This is a genomic window from Paraburkholderia phytofirmans PsJN (genome assembly GCF_000020125.1).
Classification (GTDB): Bacteria; Pseudomonadota; Gammaproteobacteria; order Burkholderiales; family Burkholderiaceae; genus Paraburkholderia; species Paraburkholderia phytofirmans.
In genome coordinates this window covers 1434263-1451977 of the sequence record NC_010681.1, presented here as the reverse complement: position 1 = coordinate 1451977, position 17715 = coordinate 1434263, and the positions used below count along the sequence as shown (strand labels likewise).

At 63.3% G+C, this 17715-nt stretch carries 15 protein-coding genes and 1 pseudogene; 7 read left to right on the top strand and 9 right to left on the bottom strand.

The window, feature by feature from the left end; all coding sequences use genetic code 11:
• Positions 1-487: 487 nt before the first annotated feature.
• Together BPHYT_RS06370 and BPHYT_RS06365 are read left to right on the top strand one after the other, a co-directional pair.
• Positions 488-1525 carry a DUF1254 domain-containing protein gene (locus tag BPHYT_RS06370; RefSeq protein WP_012432328.1) on the top strand — a complete coding sequence of 346 codons (1038 nt, stop codon included), beginning with the start codon at positions 488-490 and terminating at the stop codon, positions 1523-1525.
• 95 nt (positions 1526-1620) lie between these two features.
• On the top strand, positions 1621-2283 hold the full coding sequence (locus BPHYT_RS06365) for a dihydrofolate reductase family protein (protein WP_012432327.1): 663 nt from the start codon (positions 1621-1623) through the stop codon (positions 2281-2283).
• A gap of 61 nt (positions 2284-2344) precedes the next feature.
• On the opposite strand, the gene BPHYT_RS06360 is transcribed toward BPHYT_RS06365, so the two are convergent.
• The 5 genes and pseudogenes from BPHYT_RS06360 to BPHYT_RS06340 form a co-directional block, all read right to left on the bottom strand.
• On the bottom strand, positions 2345-3355 hold the full coding sequence (locus BPHYT_RS06360) for a response regulator (protein WP_012432326.1): 1011 nt from the start codon (positions 3353-3355) through the stop codon (positions 2345-2347).
• Entirely contained in the window at positions 3352-3540 is a 189-nt protein-coding gene (locus tag BPHYT_RS39630; protein ID WP_012432325.1) for an ATP-binding protein, read from the bottom strand. Before BPHYT_RS39630 ends, BPHYT_RS06360 begins: the two co-directional genes overlap by 4 nt.
• Positions 3541-3566: 26 nt before the next feature.
• Positions 3567-3941: pseudogene (locus BPHYT_RS06350) on the bottom strand (response regulator); the annotation flags it as partial.
• A 7-nt stretch (positions 3942-3948) separates the two neighbouring features.
• Complete coding sequence (locus tag BPHYT_RS06345) at positions 3949-5286, bottom strand: sensor histidine kinase (RefSeq protein WP_012432323.1); 1338 nt, start codon at positions 5284-5286, stop codon at positions 3949-3951.
• Position 5287: 1 nt separating this feature from the next.
• Positions 5288-6694 (bottom strand): class I SAM-dependent methyltransferase, encoded by a 1407-nt coding sequence (locus tag BPHYT_RS06340; protein WP_012432322.1) that lies wholly within the window; start codon positions 6692-6694, stop codon positions 5288-5290.
• 571 nt (positions 6695-7265) lie between these two features.
• Here BPHYT_RS06340 and BPHYT_RS06335 point away from each other — a divergent pair.
• The 4 genes from BPHYT_RS06335 to BPHYT_RS06320 all read left to right on the top strand — a co-directional run bounded on the left by BPHYT_RS06335 (position 7266) and on the right by BPHYT_RS06320 (position 11793).
• A complete protein-coding gene (locus tag BPHYT_RS06335; RefSeq protein ID WP_012432321.1) occupies positions 7266-7691 on the top strand; it encodes a CopG family transcriptional regulator in 426 nt (141 codons plus the stop codon).
• Positions 7692-7780: 89 nt separating this feature from the next.
• The gene (locus BPHYT_RS06330) at positions 7781-8884 is read left to right on the top strand and encodes an extracellular catalytic domain type 1 short-chain-length polyhydroxyalkanoate depolymerase (RefSeq protein ID WP_012432320.1); all 1104 of its coding nucleotides are present in this window, start codon (positions 7781-7783) and stop codon (positions 8882-8884) included.
• Between the two features lie 85 nt (positions 8885-8969).
• Positions 8970-11345, top strand: a complete 2376-nt coding sequence (locus tag BPHYT_RS06325; RefSeq protein WP_012432319.1) for an ATP-binding protein — start codon at positions 8970-8972, stop codon at positions 11343-11345.
• A gap of 10 nt (positions 11346-11355) precedes the next feature.
• Positions 11356-11793: a response regulator gene (locus tag BPHYT_RS06320; protein WP_041758811.1), complete on the top strand. Its 438-nt coding sequence runs from the start codon at positions 11356-11358 to the stop codon at positions 11791-11793.
• A 75-nt stretch (positions 11794-11868) separates the two neighbouring features.
• Here BPHYT_RS06320 and BPHYT_RS06315 read toward each other — a convergent pair whose 3' ends face one another.
• The 3 genes from BPHYT_RS06315 to BPHYT_RS06305 all read right to left on the bottom strand — a co-directional run bounded on the left by BPHYT_RS06315 (position 11869) and on the right by BPHYT_RS06305 (position 15180).
• The gene (locus BPHYT_RS06315; RefSeq protein ID WP_012432317.1) at positions 11869-13515 is read right to left on the bottom strand and encodes a sensor histidine kinase; all 1647 of its coding nucleotides are present in this window, start codon (positions 13513-13515) and stop codon (positions 11869-11871) included.
• 20 nt (positions 13516-13535) lie between these two features.
• The gene (locus tag BPHYT_RS06310) at positions 13536-14204 is read right to left on the bottom strand and encodes a biliverdin-producing heme oxygenase (protein WP_012432316.1); all 669 of its coding nucleotides are present in this window, start codon (positions 14202-14204) and stop codon (positions 13536-13538) included.
• A gap of 166 nt (positions 14205-14370) precedes the next feature.
• Entirely contained in the window at positions 14371-15180 is an 810-nt protein-coding gene (locus BPHYT_RS06305; RefSeq protein WP_012432315.1) for a mechanosensitive ion channel family protein, read from the bottom strand.
• A 147-nt stretch (positions 15181-15327) separates the two neighbouring features.
• On the opposite strand from BPHYT_RS06305, the gene BPHYT_RS06300 reads away from it, so the two are divergent.
• Positions 15328-15543 (top strand): hypervirulence associated TUDOR domain-containing protein, encoded by a 216-nt coding sequence (locus BPHYT_RS06300; RefSeq protein WP_012432314.1) that lies wholly within the window; start codon positions 15328-15330, stop codon positions 15541-15543.
• 57 nt (positions 15544-15600) lie between these two features.
• Here the strand turns inward: BPHYT_RS06300 and BPHYT_RS06295 are convergent, their stop codons facing one another.
• Complete coding sequence (locus tag BPHYT_RS06295; protein WP_012432313.1) at positions 15601-17298, bottom strand: putative bifunctional diguanylate cyclase/phosphodiesterase; 1698 nt, start codon at positions 17296-17298, stop codon at positions 15601-15603.
• Positions 17299-17715: the final 417 nt, after the last annotated feature.

The following is a 17715-nucleotide window of genomic DNA, read 5'->3' as shown; positions in this document are numbered from 1 at the left end:
TCAGAAAGGCGCCATGCCTGACCAGCGTTGAAATACTCGTGCAAATGCCTTCTCCGAAGGTATAGCCGAGCGTTTCCGCAATCTCGATCAAGGTCGCGCAAGAAGACTTTTCAATCGCATTTCTCGGCGATCCCGATGCTTTAACCCGGGTTTGCCGGACGCGGCAAATCGCCGTTCCCTCCGTTGATATGCTGGCGCCCCCCTTTCTGAGTGGGGTAAGGCGGCGCTTGCCTGCGTTAAGCTGCATAGCCGATCTGAACGCCCCGACGCTCGAGTCGCACGACGCAGATGAAACCGATGTTCAGTGCGGGACTGGGAGGTCGAGCAGGCCTCCAGGGTGTACATGCTTGTGCGCTAAGCAATACACCTGGTGAAGTTTCCGTTCTGCGTGCTCAGAGACCGGGCGACCGCTAGCGGCTATGTCTCGCCGACGAGCCCCCACGCTGCAATATTTCGCCGTACCGCAAGCCAAACGAGGGAGACCAAGATGTCCATGAAACCATTGCGTGCAGTCGCTTGTGCCATGGTGATTGTGGCTCTGCCGAATGTTCACGCGCAGACCATGAAGACCGCCCCCATCCGGGTGACTGTCGACAATTTCCCGCGCAGCGAATCGGACCGCTACTTCAGCCTGACAGTAAAACGCGGCGGCTTCGGCAAGTTCTTCCATGGGCGCGAGTTCGTGCCTGTGGGCAGCAAGACCGTGGTCCGCCCGAACCGCGATACGCTGTACTCGAGCGCGGTATTCGATCTCGATGCCGGGCCAGTCACTGTAACCCTGCCCGACGCCGGCACGCGGTACATGTCGCTCGCAGTGTTTGACGAAGACGGCCACGTCTTCGGCGTGTATCACGGCGGCGCCAGCCACACATTCAACAGAAAAGACATCGGGACCCGCTACGTCCTGCTGGGTGTCCGTACGCTGGTCGATCCCGACAAGTCCGACGACGCGAAGCAGGCATGGACACTGCAAGACGCCATCCGGGTTGAGCAGCCCAATGGCCCGGGTCGCTTCGAGGTTCCTGGCTGGGACACCGCGAGTCAGGACACTATCCGCAAACTGCTGATCGCCCTCGGTACGACCATTCCTGATTCCCGGCGGATGTTCGGCACGGCCGCCGAAGTCGACCCGGTGCGACACCTGATCGGAAGCGCCATTGCATGGGGTGGGATTCCGGAAAAGGATGCGTACTACCAGCTTGTCACGCCGGAACGAAACGACGGCACGACGGCTTATCGTCTCGACATGTCGAATGTGCCGGTGGACGCCTTCTGGTCGGTCACCGTGTATGACGCAGCCGGCGACCTGCACCCGAACCCGGACAACGCATACTCCATCAATAGCCTGACCGCAAAAAAATCGCCGGGCGGTTCGACGACCATTCGCTTCGGCGATTGCACGCCTGGCGCAACCAATTGCATCGCCATCATGCCGGGCTGGAACTATATGGTCCGCTTCTATCGTCCTCGAATTGAAATTCTCGATGGGAAGTGGACGCTGCCGGAGGCAAAGCCCATCTCGTAGGTGGTGAGGTTTCCTGCATATCCATCTGTCGAACCGGCTCAACCTCAGTACACTGTCCCAGAACGGATGATCAAACGTCCAGACGGAGACACAGGATGACACGAGTTCGCGTGAACGGCTTCACCATCTCGCTCGATGGCTACGGAGCAGGCCCAAACCAGGACATCGACAATCCGCTCGGCATCGGCGGAACGGATCTACACCACTGGTTGATTCCAACACGCACGTTCCAGCGGTCCTTGTTCGGCAAGGACGGCGGCACGACCGGGGTTGACGACGACTTCGCCGCTCGTGGTTTTGAGAATGTCGGGGCCTGGATTCTCGGGAGGAACATGTTCAGCCCCGATCGCGGGCCTTGGCCGGACATGAGCTGGAAAGGCTGGTGGGGGGACAATCCACCGTATCACGTTCCGGTCTTCATCATGACGCATCATGCGCGTCCACCCATCGAGATGGAAGGCGGCACGACATTCCATTTCGTCACGGGCGGTGTTCGGGAAACGCTTGAAAGGGCACGCGAGGCGGCCGGTGGAATGGACGTGCGCATCGGCGGCGGACCGAACACCATCCAGCAGTATCTTCGCGAGAGCCTCATCGATGAACTGCACATTGCTATCGCACCGGTCCTGCTCGGTCAAGGAGAACGGCTGTTCGAAGGGGTTGACTTGCGGGCTCTGGGATACGAATGCGTCGAATTCGCAGCATCGGAGAAGGCCACGCACGTCGTCCTACGGCGCCAGGGGCGCGCGGACGCCTAACAACGGGTTGCAGCGGCCGGCGTCATGCGTTGCTTCTCGTACAGCGGATCGTCTCCTTCGCCTAATCGAACGCCCGCTCCGAGAACCGTTCGATCCAGAGCGCCAGGCGGTCGGTCGCAAAACTGGCAGCGCGTGTGCCGGCGCGGCAGACGATGGTGTCGCCTTCACGCACGCATCGCAGGGCGCCGCCGGCTTCTTCCAGCCACAGCAGGCAAGCCAGCCAGCCAGCGTGCTCGGCCGATACAGGCTGAGCCACGGGCCGGGTGAGGAACTCACTCAACGTGGCCGGCGAAGTCCAGATGAGCGCGTCCCCATCGCCGCGCACTGCGGCGCCGAGAACTTCAGTGAAAACCTGCACCGCCTCTGCAGCGCTACGCCCCGCATTCTGCGTACGCAACTGCGCCAGACGCGTGCTGACCGCATGGCCGAAACTGCCGCTGCCTTCGCTCTCGACGCGCACCAGGTCGGCGTAGTCCATCCGCTGCCAGTCCGGCTCCACATTGCGCGTACCAGCCAGGTCGGCACCGGCCAGGTAAGTCTCCACCGGCTGGAAGCGGCCGGGGCCTATCAGGCTGGCGCACAACGTTTGCACGATGCCGATGCGGGTGGCCACGGTCTGCGTCTGCAGCACGCTCAGCTTCTCGCGCACGAGCTGGTCGCGTTCCTTGCGCAGTCCCGCCAGCTCCAGCGCCTGCTTCATCTCCATGCGCAGCGCGCTGATGTCCCAAGGCTTCTTGATATAGCGATGTATCTGGCCCTGGTTGACGGCCTCGACGGTCTGGTCCAGCTCCGAATAGGCGGTGGTCAGAATCCGGACGATGTGCGGATAGCGCTCGCGCGCGTAGCGCAGAAGTTCGTTGCCATATTCGCCCGGCATGCGCTGGTCGGACACCAGCACGGCCAGGCTGGCGGCGTGGGCATCCAGCATTGCCTTGCCGTCCTCCACGGAGGCGCCCGTCACCACCGGCGCGATTGCGCCGATGGCGCGCTCGAAGTATTTGACCGCGGTGGCTTCGTCATCAACGAACAGAATCGCCGGGGGCGGTGTCTGGTTGGCAATCGTATCGCTCATGGGTAACTCCTGATTCGATCTTTCAAATTTGGGCATTCCAGCGTCACGGTCGTGCCGGCGCCGGGCGCGGATACGATCCTGATCCTCCCGCCGAAGGACTGCATGACGCGGTTGCAGAAAATCATGTCGCAGCCGCTCGCGCCGACGCTCGTGATAACCGGGCCGACCCGCAAACGCCGCGTCATTTCGGGCGCGATGCCGTGGCCGTTGCCGCTGACGCCAGGACCTCGCGCACCGTGGCCACGCCGAGCGGTTTTTCCAGGATGCGAAATACTTCGCCAGAATCAACCGCTCCCGGGAGCGCGTGGTTTTCCGCGTAGGCTGTCACGAGGATTCGCACGATATGCGGATACTCCTCTGAGACCTGCCGCAGCAGATCGTCGCCGTGCCGGCCCGGCATGCGGAAGTCGGTCACCAGGATCGTCACGCGCGCACCTTCGCGGCGCAGGATCGACAGGGCCTCGTCGGCGTCGCCGGCGAGCAGCACCTCATACTCACGGCCGGCCGAGCGCGCAAAGTACTTGCGAGCCAGTTCCTCGTCGTCGACATACAGGACAGTGGGCCGCGCTTGCTGGGTCTCTTTCATCTCGACATCACTCCAGACGCGGCAGGTCGAAGTTGAACGCTGTCCACTCGCCCAACTGGCTTTCCGCAAACAGTGTGCCGCCGTGCCGCTCCACCACCGCATAACTGATTGACAGGCCAAGGCCGAGGCCCTGGCCGACTTCGCGGGTCGTGAAGAACGGTTCGAACACCCGCGCCAGATTCTCCGCGGCGATCCCCGGGCCGTTGTCGCGCACATTCACATGCAGCCGGTCGTCCCGCCATTGCGCCGTGACATGGACCTTCGGCGATACGGTGCCGGCCTTCTGCATGGCCAGAGCGGCATTCGAGAACAGGTTGATGAGCACGCCGATGATGGCGGCTTCGTCGCCCAGCACAAGCGTGTCGCCAGGCAGCTCGCGCGTGACGCTCACGCCGCGCAGTTCATGCGCGCTCAGCCGGATCGACGAGTCAAGGGCCTTTTCGAACAGGAACGGCACGTCGTCCGCCGCCGCGCCGGGCTTGCGGTAAGCAAAGGTCTTCAGGTCCGACACGATATGCTGGATGCGGTGCATGCCCTGCTTGACGTCGGTCAGGCACTCCTGCAGCGACGCGCTGTCCTTGACCTGCGGTTCCTCCATGGCTATTTCGATGGCCATCAGGCAGAAGTTCACCGGGTTGTTGACCTCGTGGAGCAGCCCCGCGGACAACGTGCCGATCGCAGCCATCTTCTCCTGCTGCAGCAGCTGGCCCTTGATCTGCGCGAGGTTTTCATTGGTCAGGGCGAGCTGGTCGTTTTTGTGCGCCACCTCATCCTTCAAACGGAAAAGCTGGAAACGGCCCTTCTCGTTGAAGTAGGTGTAAATGGAACTGGCCAACGCGCAGAAGAAGATCAGGATGAGCTGGAACTGAAACTTGCTTGGGTTCTGGATGCCGCCCGGATGTGCCGCGCAGGCGACGTAATAGAGCAAGACGGTGGCCAGGCCGAATGCCAGCGTCTGCCAGTAGCCGGAGGGGAACAGGATCCCGACCGCGAAGATCGTCAGCATGAGTCCGGCATAGAACAGCGACTCCCCACCCTGGGTGACATAAATCATCCACGAGATCATTGCCTGCGGCAGCAGCAGCCAGAAGAAGGTGATGACCTGCACGTGGCGTTTGCCCGTTTGCGTGTAAAGCGAGAGCAATGCGAGGCCGATGGCCGCGCTGGTCAGTATCCGAACGATGGCAAAGCGCTTCTGCTCGGCCGGATACACGACATAGTCCAGCGCCACGCCCATCAGCACAAGCACGATCACGGTCAGACCGCCGGCCTTGCTGCGCAGCAACCGGTAGTCGCGCAATTCTTCACGATAGTTCGACTGTAGCCCAGCCAGCGATGTCGTCATCTCAGGCTACTTGCTGCTGGCCGATCACCACCTCGGCGAACACGTTCACGCCGGTCGCGTCCGTATACAGGCGCGGCTCGCCGCAGTTCTCCGGCATGATTTCGGCCATCTGTGCCTCGTTGCGATAGATCAGGTACCACTCCAGCACGTGCTCCATGCTGAAGCGCTCCGGGTTGTCGGCGTGGACATTGGTGACCAGCAGGCGGCCGCCCGGCCTGGTGCGGCTGGCGAAATGCTGGTTCAGCCGGGCGCAGACCTTGTCCGAGAGATAGTCGAACAGGCCGGCGCAATAGACCGCGTCGAACTCGCGAACGTCGGGTGCGTCCGCATCCATCCGGCGCTTGAGCAGGTGGTGGACCGAATCATGGGTATAGCTGATGGTCATGCGCCTGGACGTTTTCTGCGCAATGGCGCCCAGGCGGTCGCGGGTCCAATCGAGTGTTTCCTGGCTGAAGTCGAGCAGTTCGAACGTCAGCCACTCCGGTTCGTCGTATTCATGCATGAAGCGCTGGATTTCCTGAGCGGGGCCACAACCCACGTTCAGGACCCGGAACGGCCGCCGCGCGGCGCGCGCTTCATTGGCAAGCCGGGTCAGGTAGTCCACCAGCAGTTCGACGCGATTGCGGTGCGCGCGTGCCACGGCCGTTTGCAGGAAGGCCGCGTTGACGATCTGGAAATACGTGCTCGGGCCCTGGCGGGGATCGTCGAGCATCTGGTTGACCATCTGGTAGTCGCCGGCATAACCCAGCGGCTTGGTGAACGTGCGGAACACAAAGGGTGAACGCAGCAGCAGCGGATGCAGCGCGGCCTGAGCAAAGGCACGGTGCGCCGGCGCGAGTTCTTCGTCGACCAGACGTGCCTCGCCTTCGAATTCGTCGAAGTAGACCTTGGTCCTTTCCATCAGCGGCGATGCCAGTTCGAGGAAGAAGTCCTCGCGCAGGCTTTTGCCTTCCTTCGGCATGCTGTCGGCCAGGTCCGCCTGTTCGACCCAACGCGACATGTCCGAGAGAAACGCCCGGATCTGGTTGACCGCGATCTGGTAGTCACGGCGGATCTTGAAACGCTCGGCCCAGTCCTGCGAGAAGCGGCGCGCTTCCTCCCCGACCGCGCGCGCTTCCAGCGTGCCGCCGCTCAGTTCTCGCCACTCGGCGATCAACGTCACCGAGACAATGGCTGTCAGGCCGGTGTTGACCATGCTGATCACGACCGCCTTGCCCGAATAGGCGTGCTCAACACCCATCTTGACCGACAGGTCGCTCAACACCTCGCTGACCTGGACAATCGAGTACGGGTTATAGACCTCCATCACCAGGGACTTTCGCTGAAGATTGATGATCGTGCCCCGCACCTGCTCGCCCTGCGAGTTGAGGAAGCTCACTACCGGATCGATTTGCGTTTTGGAATACACAGTATGGCGGCCAGGAAAGTACCACGAGAAGTTGGTTTGAAATCTGGTGCTATACCAGGCCGGCAGGCGGCCGGTTCAGCGTCGACGGTGTCCTCAGGTCCAGGTGACGAAGCGTCGCCATCGGTATTTCTGTTGTCGCCGCAGCAACCCGTTCTTTCCGGGTGGCGTACCCCTTCCTCCCGAACTGCATCGGCCGGACAAGTTGTGCGTTTGACTTGTCCGCATCGTCTTGCGACAGCACGTGTGCTAATGGGCATCACGGTCTTAACGAGCTCGTTAGCCTGGTGGGCCTGAAAGCCGGCTTCGAAGCAATACGGCCCTTTGCGATTGCAGCATTCTACTGATAAAAAAGAATGCTGTGGTCCCATGCGGATTGCGGCGCATGGGACCAGAGCGACCTCGACTTGCAATCGCAGGACCCGCACCCGCGAGGCGCTTCACGGCCCTCCGCTGCCCACGGCAAACCCCGAACGAACCCTCAATTTCCTTCTTGACCGCGCTCCGCCGCGAGGCGTATAACCATCCCACTGGATGTTAATTGGATGGCCATCAGATGGCTACCGGAGTGTAAATGTCAAAACTCAAGCTCATCGACGCTTCACGCCCGAAAGGCGGCGAAACCGAAAAAATCACCATCAACCTGGGCCCGATCGACCTCGGCCAGATCGATTTGCTGGTCGAAGAGGGCTTTTACTCGAACCGCACCGACCTGATCCGCACGGCGATCCGCAACCAGATCGCGGTGCATGCTCAGGCCGTCGCGGAGACGGTGACCCGGCGCGCCATGGTGCTGGGCATGCAGCACTTCTCGCGTCAGGACCTCGAAGCGGCTCAGGCCGCGCACGAACAACTGGACATTCACGTGCTAGGCCTCGCCAGCATCGCAGCCGATGTGCCGCCCGAGCTCGCGGCGGCCACGATTGCATCGGTGGTGGTGCTAGGCGCGTTTCATGCGTCGCCCGCTGTCAAGGCGGCGCTTGCCGGCCGCATCAGCTAGGCGCGGCGCTCGACTCATTGCCGTGGCTGAAGCAGCGACGCATCAATCGACTCGCTCACCCACGCCCCACACAGGTCTACGCAACCACCATGAAGATGAACGAAGATTTCCTGAAATCGATGACAGATGCCTTCGAGCTATTGCGCACGAAGGGCCCGCAGGAAGCCACCGCGGCGGTTCAGCGCGCGCTCGCGGGCGGCAAAGCGAACGAGGGCCGCGCGGACCACTCCCCAGCATCGAACACGCCGAATGCCAGCGAATGGGCGCAAGCGTGGAAGCAAATGCAAACGCAAGCGCAGGCGCGCCCCGCTCCGCACGCCCCCGGCGCGCCGTCTTTCGAAGCCGACTCGCCGGGCACCTTCAGCACGCACACGTTCAGCAACGCAGCGGGCCAACGCCAGTACAAGCTCTACGTGCCGGCTGTCTACAACAGCGAACCCGTGCCGCTGATCGTCATGCTCCACGGCTGCACGCAGAACGCCGACGACTTCGCCGCCGGCACGCGCATGAACGAAATGGCCGAGCGTCATGGCTTTATCGTCGTGTATCCGAATCAGGCTCAAGCGGCCAATCATTCGAAATGCTGGAACTGGTTCAAGCCTGCCGATCAACTGCGCGACCAGGGCGAGCCGTCGTTGATCGCCGGCATCACGCGAGAAGTGATGGGTGGCTATCGAGTAGATCCCGCGCGCGTGTACGTCGCGGGTCTGTCGGCGGGCGGGGCGATGGCGGACATCATGCTGAAGACGTCGCCCGATCTCTACGCCGCGGCCGGCGTGCATTCGGGGCTCGCCTACGGCTGCGCGAAGGACTTGCCTTCGGCGCTCGGCGCGATGAAGGGCGGCAAAGCGCAAGGCAAACGCGCACATGGCACGCCGCAACGTCCGCTGATCGTGTTTCATGGCGACGCTGACACGACGGTCCATCCGTCGAACGCGGCCGAGATCGTCGCGGCCTTCGACGCCGGCACCACCACCCTCAGCCAGCAATCGGGCGCGGCAAGCGGCCAGCGTGCCTATACGCGGCAACGGCATGTCGCGGCGAACGGCGTGGAAGCGGAGTCGTGGTCGATTCACGGCGCAGCTCACGCGTGGGCCGGCGGCAGTCAGCGCGGTTCGTACACAGATCCGTCCGGTCCCGACGCCACCGCGGAAATGGTGAGGTTTTTCCTGGCCCATCCACGCGGGCATTGAACAATCGGCGCCTCGCCATCGACCCACTCAAGCGAGCGCGCGCGCTTGCTATGCGAAAATGAAGCGTACCGTTCGTGGAGCACGCATGGCAGACCTCAACTCTTCCGCGTCTTCGACAGTCGAAGCCGACTGCGCGAGAGAACCTATCCAGATTCCCGGCGGCATCCAGCCGCACGGTTTTCTGTTCAGCATTTCGGCCACCGGCACGCTGCTGCAAGTCAGCGCCAACACGGCAACGTTGACCGGCTTACCCGCGGAACACGCGCTGGGCCAGCCGATCGCGCAAATCGTCGGCGACGAATGGGCAGAACGCATTGTCAGTACGCTGGCCACGCACCAGGAAGAAGGCATTCCGCTTTACGTCGGCTCGATGAACGATCCGCGCGCGAACGTCGCCGGTTCACCCGCCGCGCCGTTCGCCGTCATCGTGCATCGGTATCAGGGCGTCGTAATCGTCGAACTGGAACCGGCACGCGGCACGCTCGACGTGTTCTCGTCCATGTACCCGCTGGTGCGCACGTTCATCAACCGTCTGGAAGACGTGCAAACGGTCGCGGGACTCGCGCAACTCGCCGCCGACGAAGTGCAGCGCATCACCGGTTACGGCCGCACGCTGGTCTACAGCTTCGACGGCACCGGCAGCGGCCACGTGATCGCGGAACATGTCGAGCCGGGTTATGCGTCCTACGCGGACCAACACTTCCCGGGCTCCGACATCCCCGCGCAAGCGCGCGCGCTCTATGTGCGCAACCGCATCCGTCTGATCGCGGACGCCGACTACCGGCCCGCGCCGCTCGTGCCGCCGCTGCATCCGTCCACCGGCCGGCCGACGGATCTCACCTACGCGTCGCTGCGCAGCGTCTCGCCGGTGCACGTGCAATATATGAAGAACATGGGCACGCTGTCGTCCATGTCGATGTCGATCGTGGTGCGCGGCAAGCTGTGGGGACTGATTTCCTGCCATCACGACACCGCGCGCGTCCCGCCCTTCGAGGTGCGCACCGCGTGCGAACACATCGCGCAAGTGCTGTCGCTGCAGATCGAAGCGAAGGAGGATCACGCGGAAGCCGAGTACCGGCTCGAACTGCGCCGCGCGCTCGCGCGCCTGCTCGCGGTCATGGCCAATACGGACAGTTTCACGGACGCGCTTGCCGGCGATCCGCAAGATCTGCTCGGACTGACCGCGTCGGACGGCGCGGCGATCGTCTTCGACGGGCGTGTGCTGCTGGTCGGCACCACGCCTTCCGAGCCGGAAGTGTCGAAGCTCGTCGAATGGCTCGACACGCAAGTAGACGACACCTTCGCCACAGACACGCTCGCTACCGCATACCCGGCGTTGCCGGTTAATCCTGACTTTGCGGGCGTGCTCGCGGTATCGATTTCCAAGCTGTTTCGCAACTACGTGCTGTGGTTTCGCAAGGAAGTCGTTCAGACGATCAAATGGGCGGGCGATCCGCGCGTGAAACTGGCCAGCCTGTCCGCTTCCCTCTCGCCGCGCGAGAGCTTTGCTGTCTGGACCGATACCGTACGCGGCCGCTCGCCGGCCTGGCGTCCCGCCGAACTCGAAATCGCGGTCGAGTTCCGTACCGCGCTGCTGGGCATCGTGCTGCGCCGCGCCGAGGAACTCGCCCAACTGGCGCTCGAACTCGGGCGCGCCAACAAGGAACTCGAAGGTTTCTCGTACACGGTATCGCACGACCTGCGCGCGCCGCTGCGGCACATCGTCGGTTTCGGCGACCTGCTGCGCCAGATGGAAAGCGAGCGCCTGTCGGCGCGCGGCAATCATTTCGTCGAGCGAATCATTTCCTCGGCGCGCTTCGGCGGCAAACTCGTCGACGATCTGCTCGCCTTTTCGCAGATGGGGCGCGCGGCCTTGCGTCCGCAATCGGTCGATGTGAACGCCATGACCGAAGCGCTCATCGCGGACGAAGTCAAGGACGCGCCCTCGCGCGACATTGCATGGCGCGTTGGCGCGCTCGGCCATGTGACCGCCGACGCCGTGCTGCTGCATGTCGTGCTCCGGAACCTGATCGAGAACGCGGTAAAATTCACGTCGACCCGCGAGCGCGCTGAAATCGAAATCGGCCGCTATGCGGGTGACGGCGAACTGGCCGGGCAGGATGTCTTTTTTGTCAAAGACAACGGCGTCGGCTTCGACATGCGCTACGTCGATAAACTCTTCGGCGTGTTCCAGCGGCTGCATCGGGTCGAGGAATTCGCCGGTACGGGAATCGGGCTTGCTGGCGTCAAAAGAATTGTGGAGCGGCACGGCGGTAAAGCCTGGGCGGCGGCCGAAATCGACAAGGGCGCAGCGATCTATTTTTCGCTTCCCCACGTATTCGCCGCCGCCCCGGCTGCGGGAGAAAAATCTCCCGCGGCGGCCATGGCGCGACTAACCGCGTTGGCGCCGGGCAAGCGCTTTCGCCCCGTGCCGAAGGAGTCGAAAGATGAATCAAAATGAAGGACACAGCGTGCTAAGACCTTTCCTGCTGGTTGAAGACAATCCCAACGACGTGGAGCTCACGCTGATCGCGCTCGAAAAAACGCGCCTCGCCAATCCCGTCGTGTCTTTGCGCGACGGCGAGGAAGCCTTGCAATATCTGCGCCGCGAAGGCCAATGGGCGAACCGCTCGGAAGACAATCCAGCGGTGATTCTGCTCGACAAGAAGCTGCCCAAGATCGATGGTCACGAGGTGCTCAAAGCCCTGCGCGCCGACGACAAACTCAAGCGCATTCCGGTGGTGATGCTGACGTCGTCGCGCGAAGAAAGCGATCTGTTGCGCAGTTACGATCTCGGCGTCAATGCCTACGTGGTGAAACCCGTCGCGTTCGACGATTTCATGGCGGCGATCAACGACCTCGGCGTGTTCTGGGGCGTGCTGAACGAGCCGCCGCCTTATCCACGTTGATGCACGCTGAAACACGCTGATCCACGCTGATTTGCAGCATCGATCGACCACGCTAGCGCGCTTCATCACCGCGCACTAGCGGTACGCCGGCAGCCTCACCCGAAACGTCGCGCCCTGTCCCGGGCCGGGGCTTTCCGCGGTGACCGTGCCGCCGTGCAGATCCACCAGGTTCTTCACGAGCCACAATCCCAAACCGAGACCGGCCACGCGGCCAGAACCATCGGCACCGAACTGCTGGAAGCGTTCGAAAATCCGCTCCATCGATTCCCGATCCAGACCGAGCCCGGTATCGCGCACCGCGACTTCGACACACTCGGCGTCGGCCCGCACCGACAGTTCGACGGTGCCTTGCGGGCTGAATTTCACCGCGTTCGACACGAGATTCCAGACCACCTGCTTCATGCGGCCTTCGTCGGCGAGCACCGTAGCGGACGCCAGATCGTCCGCAATCAGCCGCAAGCCTTTGGCTTCGGCATGCATGCGCATATCTTCAGCGATGATCCCGGCCAGCGCGCCAAGATCGACGGGCTGCAAATTGACCGACAATTTGCCGGTCACGATCGCGCCGCTGTCGAGCAGATCGTCCACCATATGCGACAGTTGCCGCGCGTTGCGGCTGATCACGCTGGTGGCGCGCGCCAGATGCGAAGGATCGGCTGCGCGCTGCAACAGATCGGTCCACGACATGATGGCCGAAAGCGGCGAGCGCAGTTCGTGGCTGACGGTGGTGACGAAATGATCCATTGCCATGGCGAGACGTTCGCTATGCTCGCGCATGCGTTTCTCGGAAGCCGCGATCTCCCGCTGCTCTAGTTCGGCTTCTTTCCGCGACGTGATGTCGAGCGTGAAGCCGATGATGGAACTCAAGGTGCCGTCCGGCAGGAAACGGCCGACGCCGCGCACGAGGATCCAGCGCACACTGCCGTTTGCCCAGCCGACCCGGTAATCGACTTCGAAATGGTCGTGGGCCGCCAGCGCCTGATTCATCGCATCACGCAAACGGGCGCGGTCTTCGGGATGCACGATTTCGTCGAACAGGCGCGCTGCGGTCAACTCCGCGTTCAACCCCAGACCGAGGTTCAACTTGCATTGATCGGTGCAATCAATCGCACCGGTCACCGGATCCAGTTCCCACGCGCCCAGTTGCGAAAACGTCATGGCAATCTGGAAGCGCTCCTGCTGCTCGCGCAATTGCGCCCTGGCTTCATCGGCGAGGAGCCGGCGCAGTTGGGCCTGCGAGCGCAGCTTCGCGCGCTCACGCTGGTCGCGTTCGTAGTCGGAAACGCGCTCGGTGACTTCGCTCACACGCAGCGCGATCGCGCTGGCTTGTCCGTCACGCGCGGGCAACAGGCTCGCCTTGATCGTCCAGTAGCGCGGCAGCCGGGTTTCGCTCTCGCCGCCTGCCCCCGCGTGACCGGGCATTTCGTAGCGAAACAGCGGCGACCATTTCGACTCGCCAGTGGACAGCTCGCGCAAGGCAGTGGTCAGCCACGCACGCCGCGCTTCCCGTTGCTCGGACGAGCCGAACTGATTAACGTCGAGAATCGATTTGCCGAGCAGATCGACCGCCGACTGCCCCGTCAAGTGCAGATAACGTGCGTTGGCGAGCAGGATCTCGTAGCGGTGGTTGAGGATCAGGTAGGCCTCGGGCAACGCCTCGAATGCGGCGGCTGCGTCGAACTGGCGAGTCGGCGAGGAAGGTTCCTGGTGGCGGCTGTCCATAGGTGTGTTCCGGTCGCGCTTCAATCGGCGTTCGCGCAGGCGGCCGTGACAGGGCGCCGCGCGAGTTCGATCAGACGGTCGAAGGCATCGGCCGCGCCGCGGCACGCTTCATCGATCAGGGTGGAATGGGCAACCTCCGCAGCCATGGCGCGATGGAAGGCCTGCCAGCGCGCGGCGAGCGATTCGCGGCCGGCTTGCAGAAAGCCTAGCGGATGCGGCGCGAGGCGGTCTTTCAGGCGCGCATACAGCACCGCGCCGCCGAGTTGCGAACCTTCGATCACATAGCAGACGCCCCAGCGATAGGCAGCACTCGCGCCGCCTTGCCAGCGGTGCGCGTTCCACGCCGCCGAGGCGGCGCGCTCCTGCGGCAGCGCCGATTCATGCGCGAGATCGGCGTCGATCAGCGCCAGGCGGTTGATGCGCGCTGGAAGCAGCGGCGACTGCGGACCATCGCTGAAAGTGCCCAGCCAGGCTTCGAGCGGTTCGAGCCAGTCACGCAGAATTTGCAGGTGCGCGAGATAGTCGCGCAATGCGACGCTGTCGACCGACAGCGGCATGATTTCGTGCAGCAGTTCGTGGCGTTCAGCGGTCGCGGCGCGCAGCGCGACAAGCGCAGCGGGTAGTGCGCCGGCCGCCCCCTCGTTTCCACCCGAAGACGAGCGGACAGTGGTTTCAGATGTGTCGGTCAAACGTCAAACGAGTCCGGTTCATTGTGAATGAGCAGTGAACGATTATAGAGGCGGTCGCCAGACGGCACGCGGTGCGATTGGTACGGTGTGCCTCACGCCCGTCTACGGGCCGTCGGCGCCGGCGCGTCGCTGTCGCACGGTGGCGAGGTGCAACGCCCGCGGCGAACTACGCCGCTACCGGGCAACCGGCCTGTTCGAGCGCGGCCTGCGCGTGCTCGTGCAGGTCGCCGCTGGTCAGCGACGCGTCCGGCGTGCGCACCCACGCCGCGATGCGCAGCGTCGCGCCGCCATCGTCCGGATAGTCCGCGACCGTCACGATCGGCGCGAGCGTGGCACCGCCCAGCACGCGCGGTTCGTCGGCGACGAGTTTCTTCAATTCGCCGATCGCGGCGTCGACGTCCTTGCGCTGCGCGAGGCCCACTTCGACCTCGATGCGCTGCGTGCCGCCGCTGCTGTAGTTGATCACCGGATTGCTCCAGATCTGGCTGTTCGGCACGAACACGGCATTGCCGTCGCCGCGTTCGATGCGGGTGGTGAAGAGCCCCACTTCGCGCACGATGCCTGCTGCCGCGCCGCTGCCTTCGATCACATCGCCGACGCGAAACGGCCGCAGCATCAACAGCATCATGCCGGCCGCGATATTTTGCAGCGTGCCTTGCAGCGCGAGCCCAATTGCGAGACCGGCGGCGCCCAGCACCGCAAGCACGCTTGCGGTCGCGATGCCGACTTCGCTGAGCGCCGCGATGAAAACGAGCACCCGCACGGCCCAGGTGCCCATGGCCGCCAGCATCGGCGCGAGGGTCGGGTCAGCATGTGTGCGCGCGAGCGCGCGGGCGAACATGGAGCCGACGCGGTTCGACAGCCACCAGCCGAGCGCGAGGATCAGCACGGCCAGCACGATATGCAGGGCGTCGTGCGTCAGCGTGACGAGCAACGACGGCTGGAAGTGAAAAAGTCGGGTCAGGAGATCGTTCATCTTGAGTCTTCGGTCCGTTACGGTATAGGTACCCTGACGCAAGGAAGCAGGTTACGTTCCCGCTCTTCACTTTTCATGTGCGAAGGCACGCGACTTGCTCCCATATCCGAATACGCAAATATGCGGAATGCCACCGTGGAGCGTCACATGTCCCAACATCTGAAATCTGGCGACCGTGTCAGCTGGAACACGCCGCAAGGTGTCACGCACGGCAAGATTGTGCGCGTCATTTCTACCCACACGACCGTGGATGGCAGAACCGTCGATGCCTCCACATCCGATCCACACTACGAGGTGCAAAGCGAGAAAAGCGGCAAGCATGCCGTTCATCGCGGCGACGCGCTGCATCGACTGAATAATTGATAGGGATGGCTAAGCACATGCAGGCGCACGGCAATCCTTGCCGCCCGCCCTCCGGCTTCAGAGAGTGCCCAAGGGCCTCAACAGATTACGCAGTGCCGCAACGGTGATCGGCCGCGAAAACCAGAAGCCTTGCGCTTCATCGCAACCGAGCGCTTCGAGTTGCGCGGCCTGCTCCGCCGTTTCGACGCCTTCGGCCGTCACGCGCAGTTTGAGCGCGTGCGCCATCGCGATGATGGCGCCCACCAGCGCCGCGCACTGCGGATCGGTGCTCATGCGCATCACAAACGAGCGGTCGATTTTCAGGCGATTCAACGGAAAGCGCGTCAGATAAGCGAGGCTCGAATAGCCGGTGCCGAAGTCGTCTACCGCCACCTCCACGCCCAGATCGCGTAATGCAAAGAGCGTCTGCAACGCCTGTTCGGTGTCGCCGAGCAGAACGCCCTCGGTGATTTCCACTTCGAGATACGACGGGTCGAGTGCGGCATCTTCCAACGCCTCGCGGATGGTCTCGAACAGATTGTGCCGCTGGAACTGCTGCGGCGAGACGTTCACCGCGAAGCGCGGCAAGTTGCCCGTCAGCCGCAGCAACTTGCCGGCATCGCGGCACGCGGTCCGGATCACCCACTCGCCGATCTGCTCGATCAAGCCCGCCTCCTCCGCAACCGGCACGAATTCGACGGGACTGATCAGGCCGCGTTGCGGGTGGTTCCAGCGCAGCAGCGCCTCCACCTGCGCGATATGGCCGTTGGAGAGCGTGACCTGCGGTTGATACACGAGATGCAGTTGCTGACGATCGATTGCGTCGCGCAACATGGTCTGCAGTTCGAAGCGGCGCGCGGCCTGGCCTTCGAGCGCGGTGGAAAAGCGCCGCACCGCATTGCCGTTCACCGCCGAGGCCGCCGACAACGCCACGCCCGCGCGGCGCATCAGCGTAGGCGCATCGCCGCCGTCGGCCGGATACGCCACGATGCCGATGCTCGCGGTAATGTTCAACGCGGTGCCGGCGTAATCGATCGCCTCGGCAATGCGGCCCAGCGCTTCGGCGGCGAACGCATCGGCCGCCGGGCCGGTTTCGTTGACCAGCAATGCGAACTGCGTGCCGCCGATCGAGGCGATCGTGCCGTCGTTCGGAAAAAGACCGCGCAACCGTTCGCCGACGATTTGCAGCACGAGTTCGGCCGCATGCAAGCCGAGCGCGTCGCGCAGTTTGCGCAGATGATCGAGCTCGGCGATCAGCACGGTAAAACCGCTGCCGCTACGCTCGCAACGCGCGATCGTGAGTTCCAGCCGTTCGGTGAAAAGCGTTTGATTCGGCAGGCGGGTCACGCCGTCGTGATGCGCGACGTACCAGAGACGCGCTTCCGATTGCGCGTAACGCGTCATGTCGATGGCGATGCCCACATACAGCGCGGGACAAGCGGTCCGCGCGGGCTCGGTGACGAGCGGCGCCAACGCCAGCACAACGCGAACCGGCGTGCCGTTGCGTCGCAAGAAGCTCCACTCGCCTTCATAGCGCGAAGTCACCATGGCAAGCGACGGCAGTTCGGCGCGACGCTTGGCCAGTTCGGCCGGATCGAACAAAGACTCGAAGGTGCGCCGGCCGATCAGTTCTTCAGCCGCCAGTCCCGTCAGCTTTTCGAAAGCGGCGTTGACGCAGTCGAACGTGCCGTCCGCAGTGCAGGTAAACATGCCGTAAGGCGCCGATGCAAGCGCGGCATCGCGCGTACGCGTTTCGGCGTAGAGGGGGACTTGCATCGCGCCGGCCTTTTGATTTTCCTGAGTAGTGAGAGCGATCGAGCGTGTTCCTGACGCGTGGGCGCAACCAGTAGAGCCTCGAAATTCCGGTCCGATGTTTCGGGCAACCGTGCGTATGATAACGGCTTTCGCGCCCCCGCCGAATTGGCCGCCCCGCAATCTTCGCGGCAATCGTTTCCCTTGGTGTAATCCCCGATCTTCGCGAGCGGCACGCTTGCGCGATGCGTTGCGCGCGCTCACCGGTTGGCCGTACGAGTGGAACACCACGAGCAGGACGTCGAGCAGCGTCACACTGATTGATGAGTTTGTCGGTGACCTTGGCGGCGAACGCCACCGGTTGCCAGTAGCGGCTGAGAATCTCCCAGTCGTGGCTATCGAAAGTGCAGTTGTGGGGGTAAAGGCGAGGAACGTTGGAAT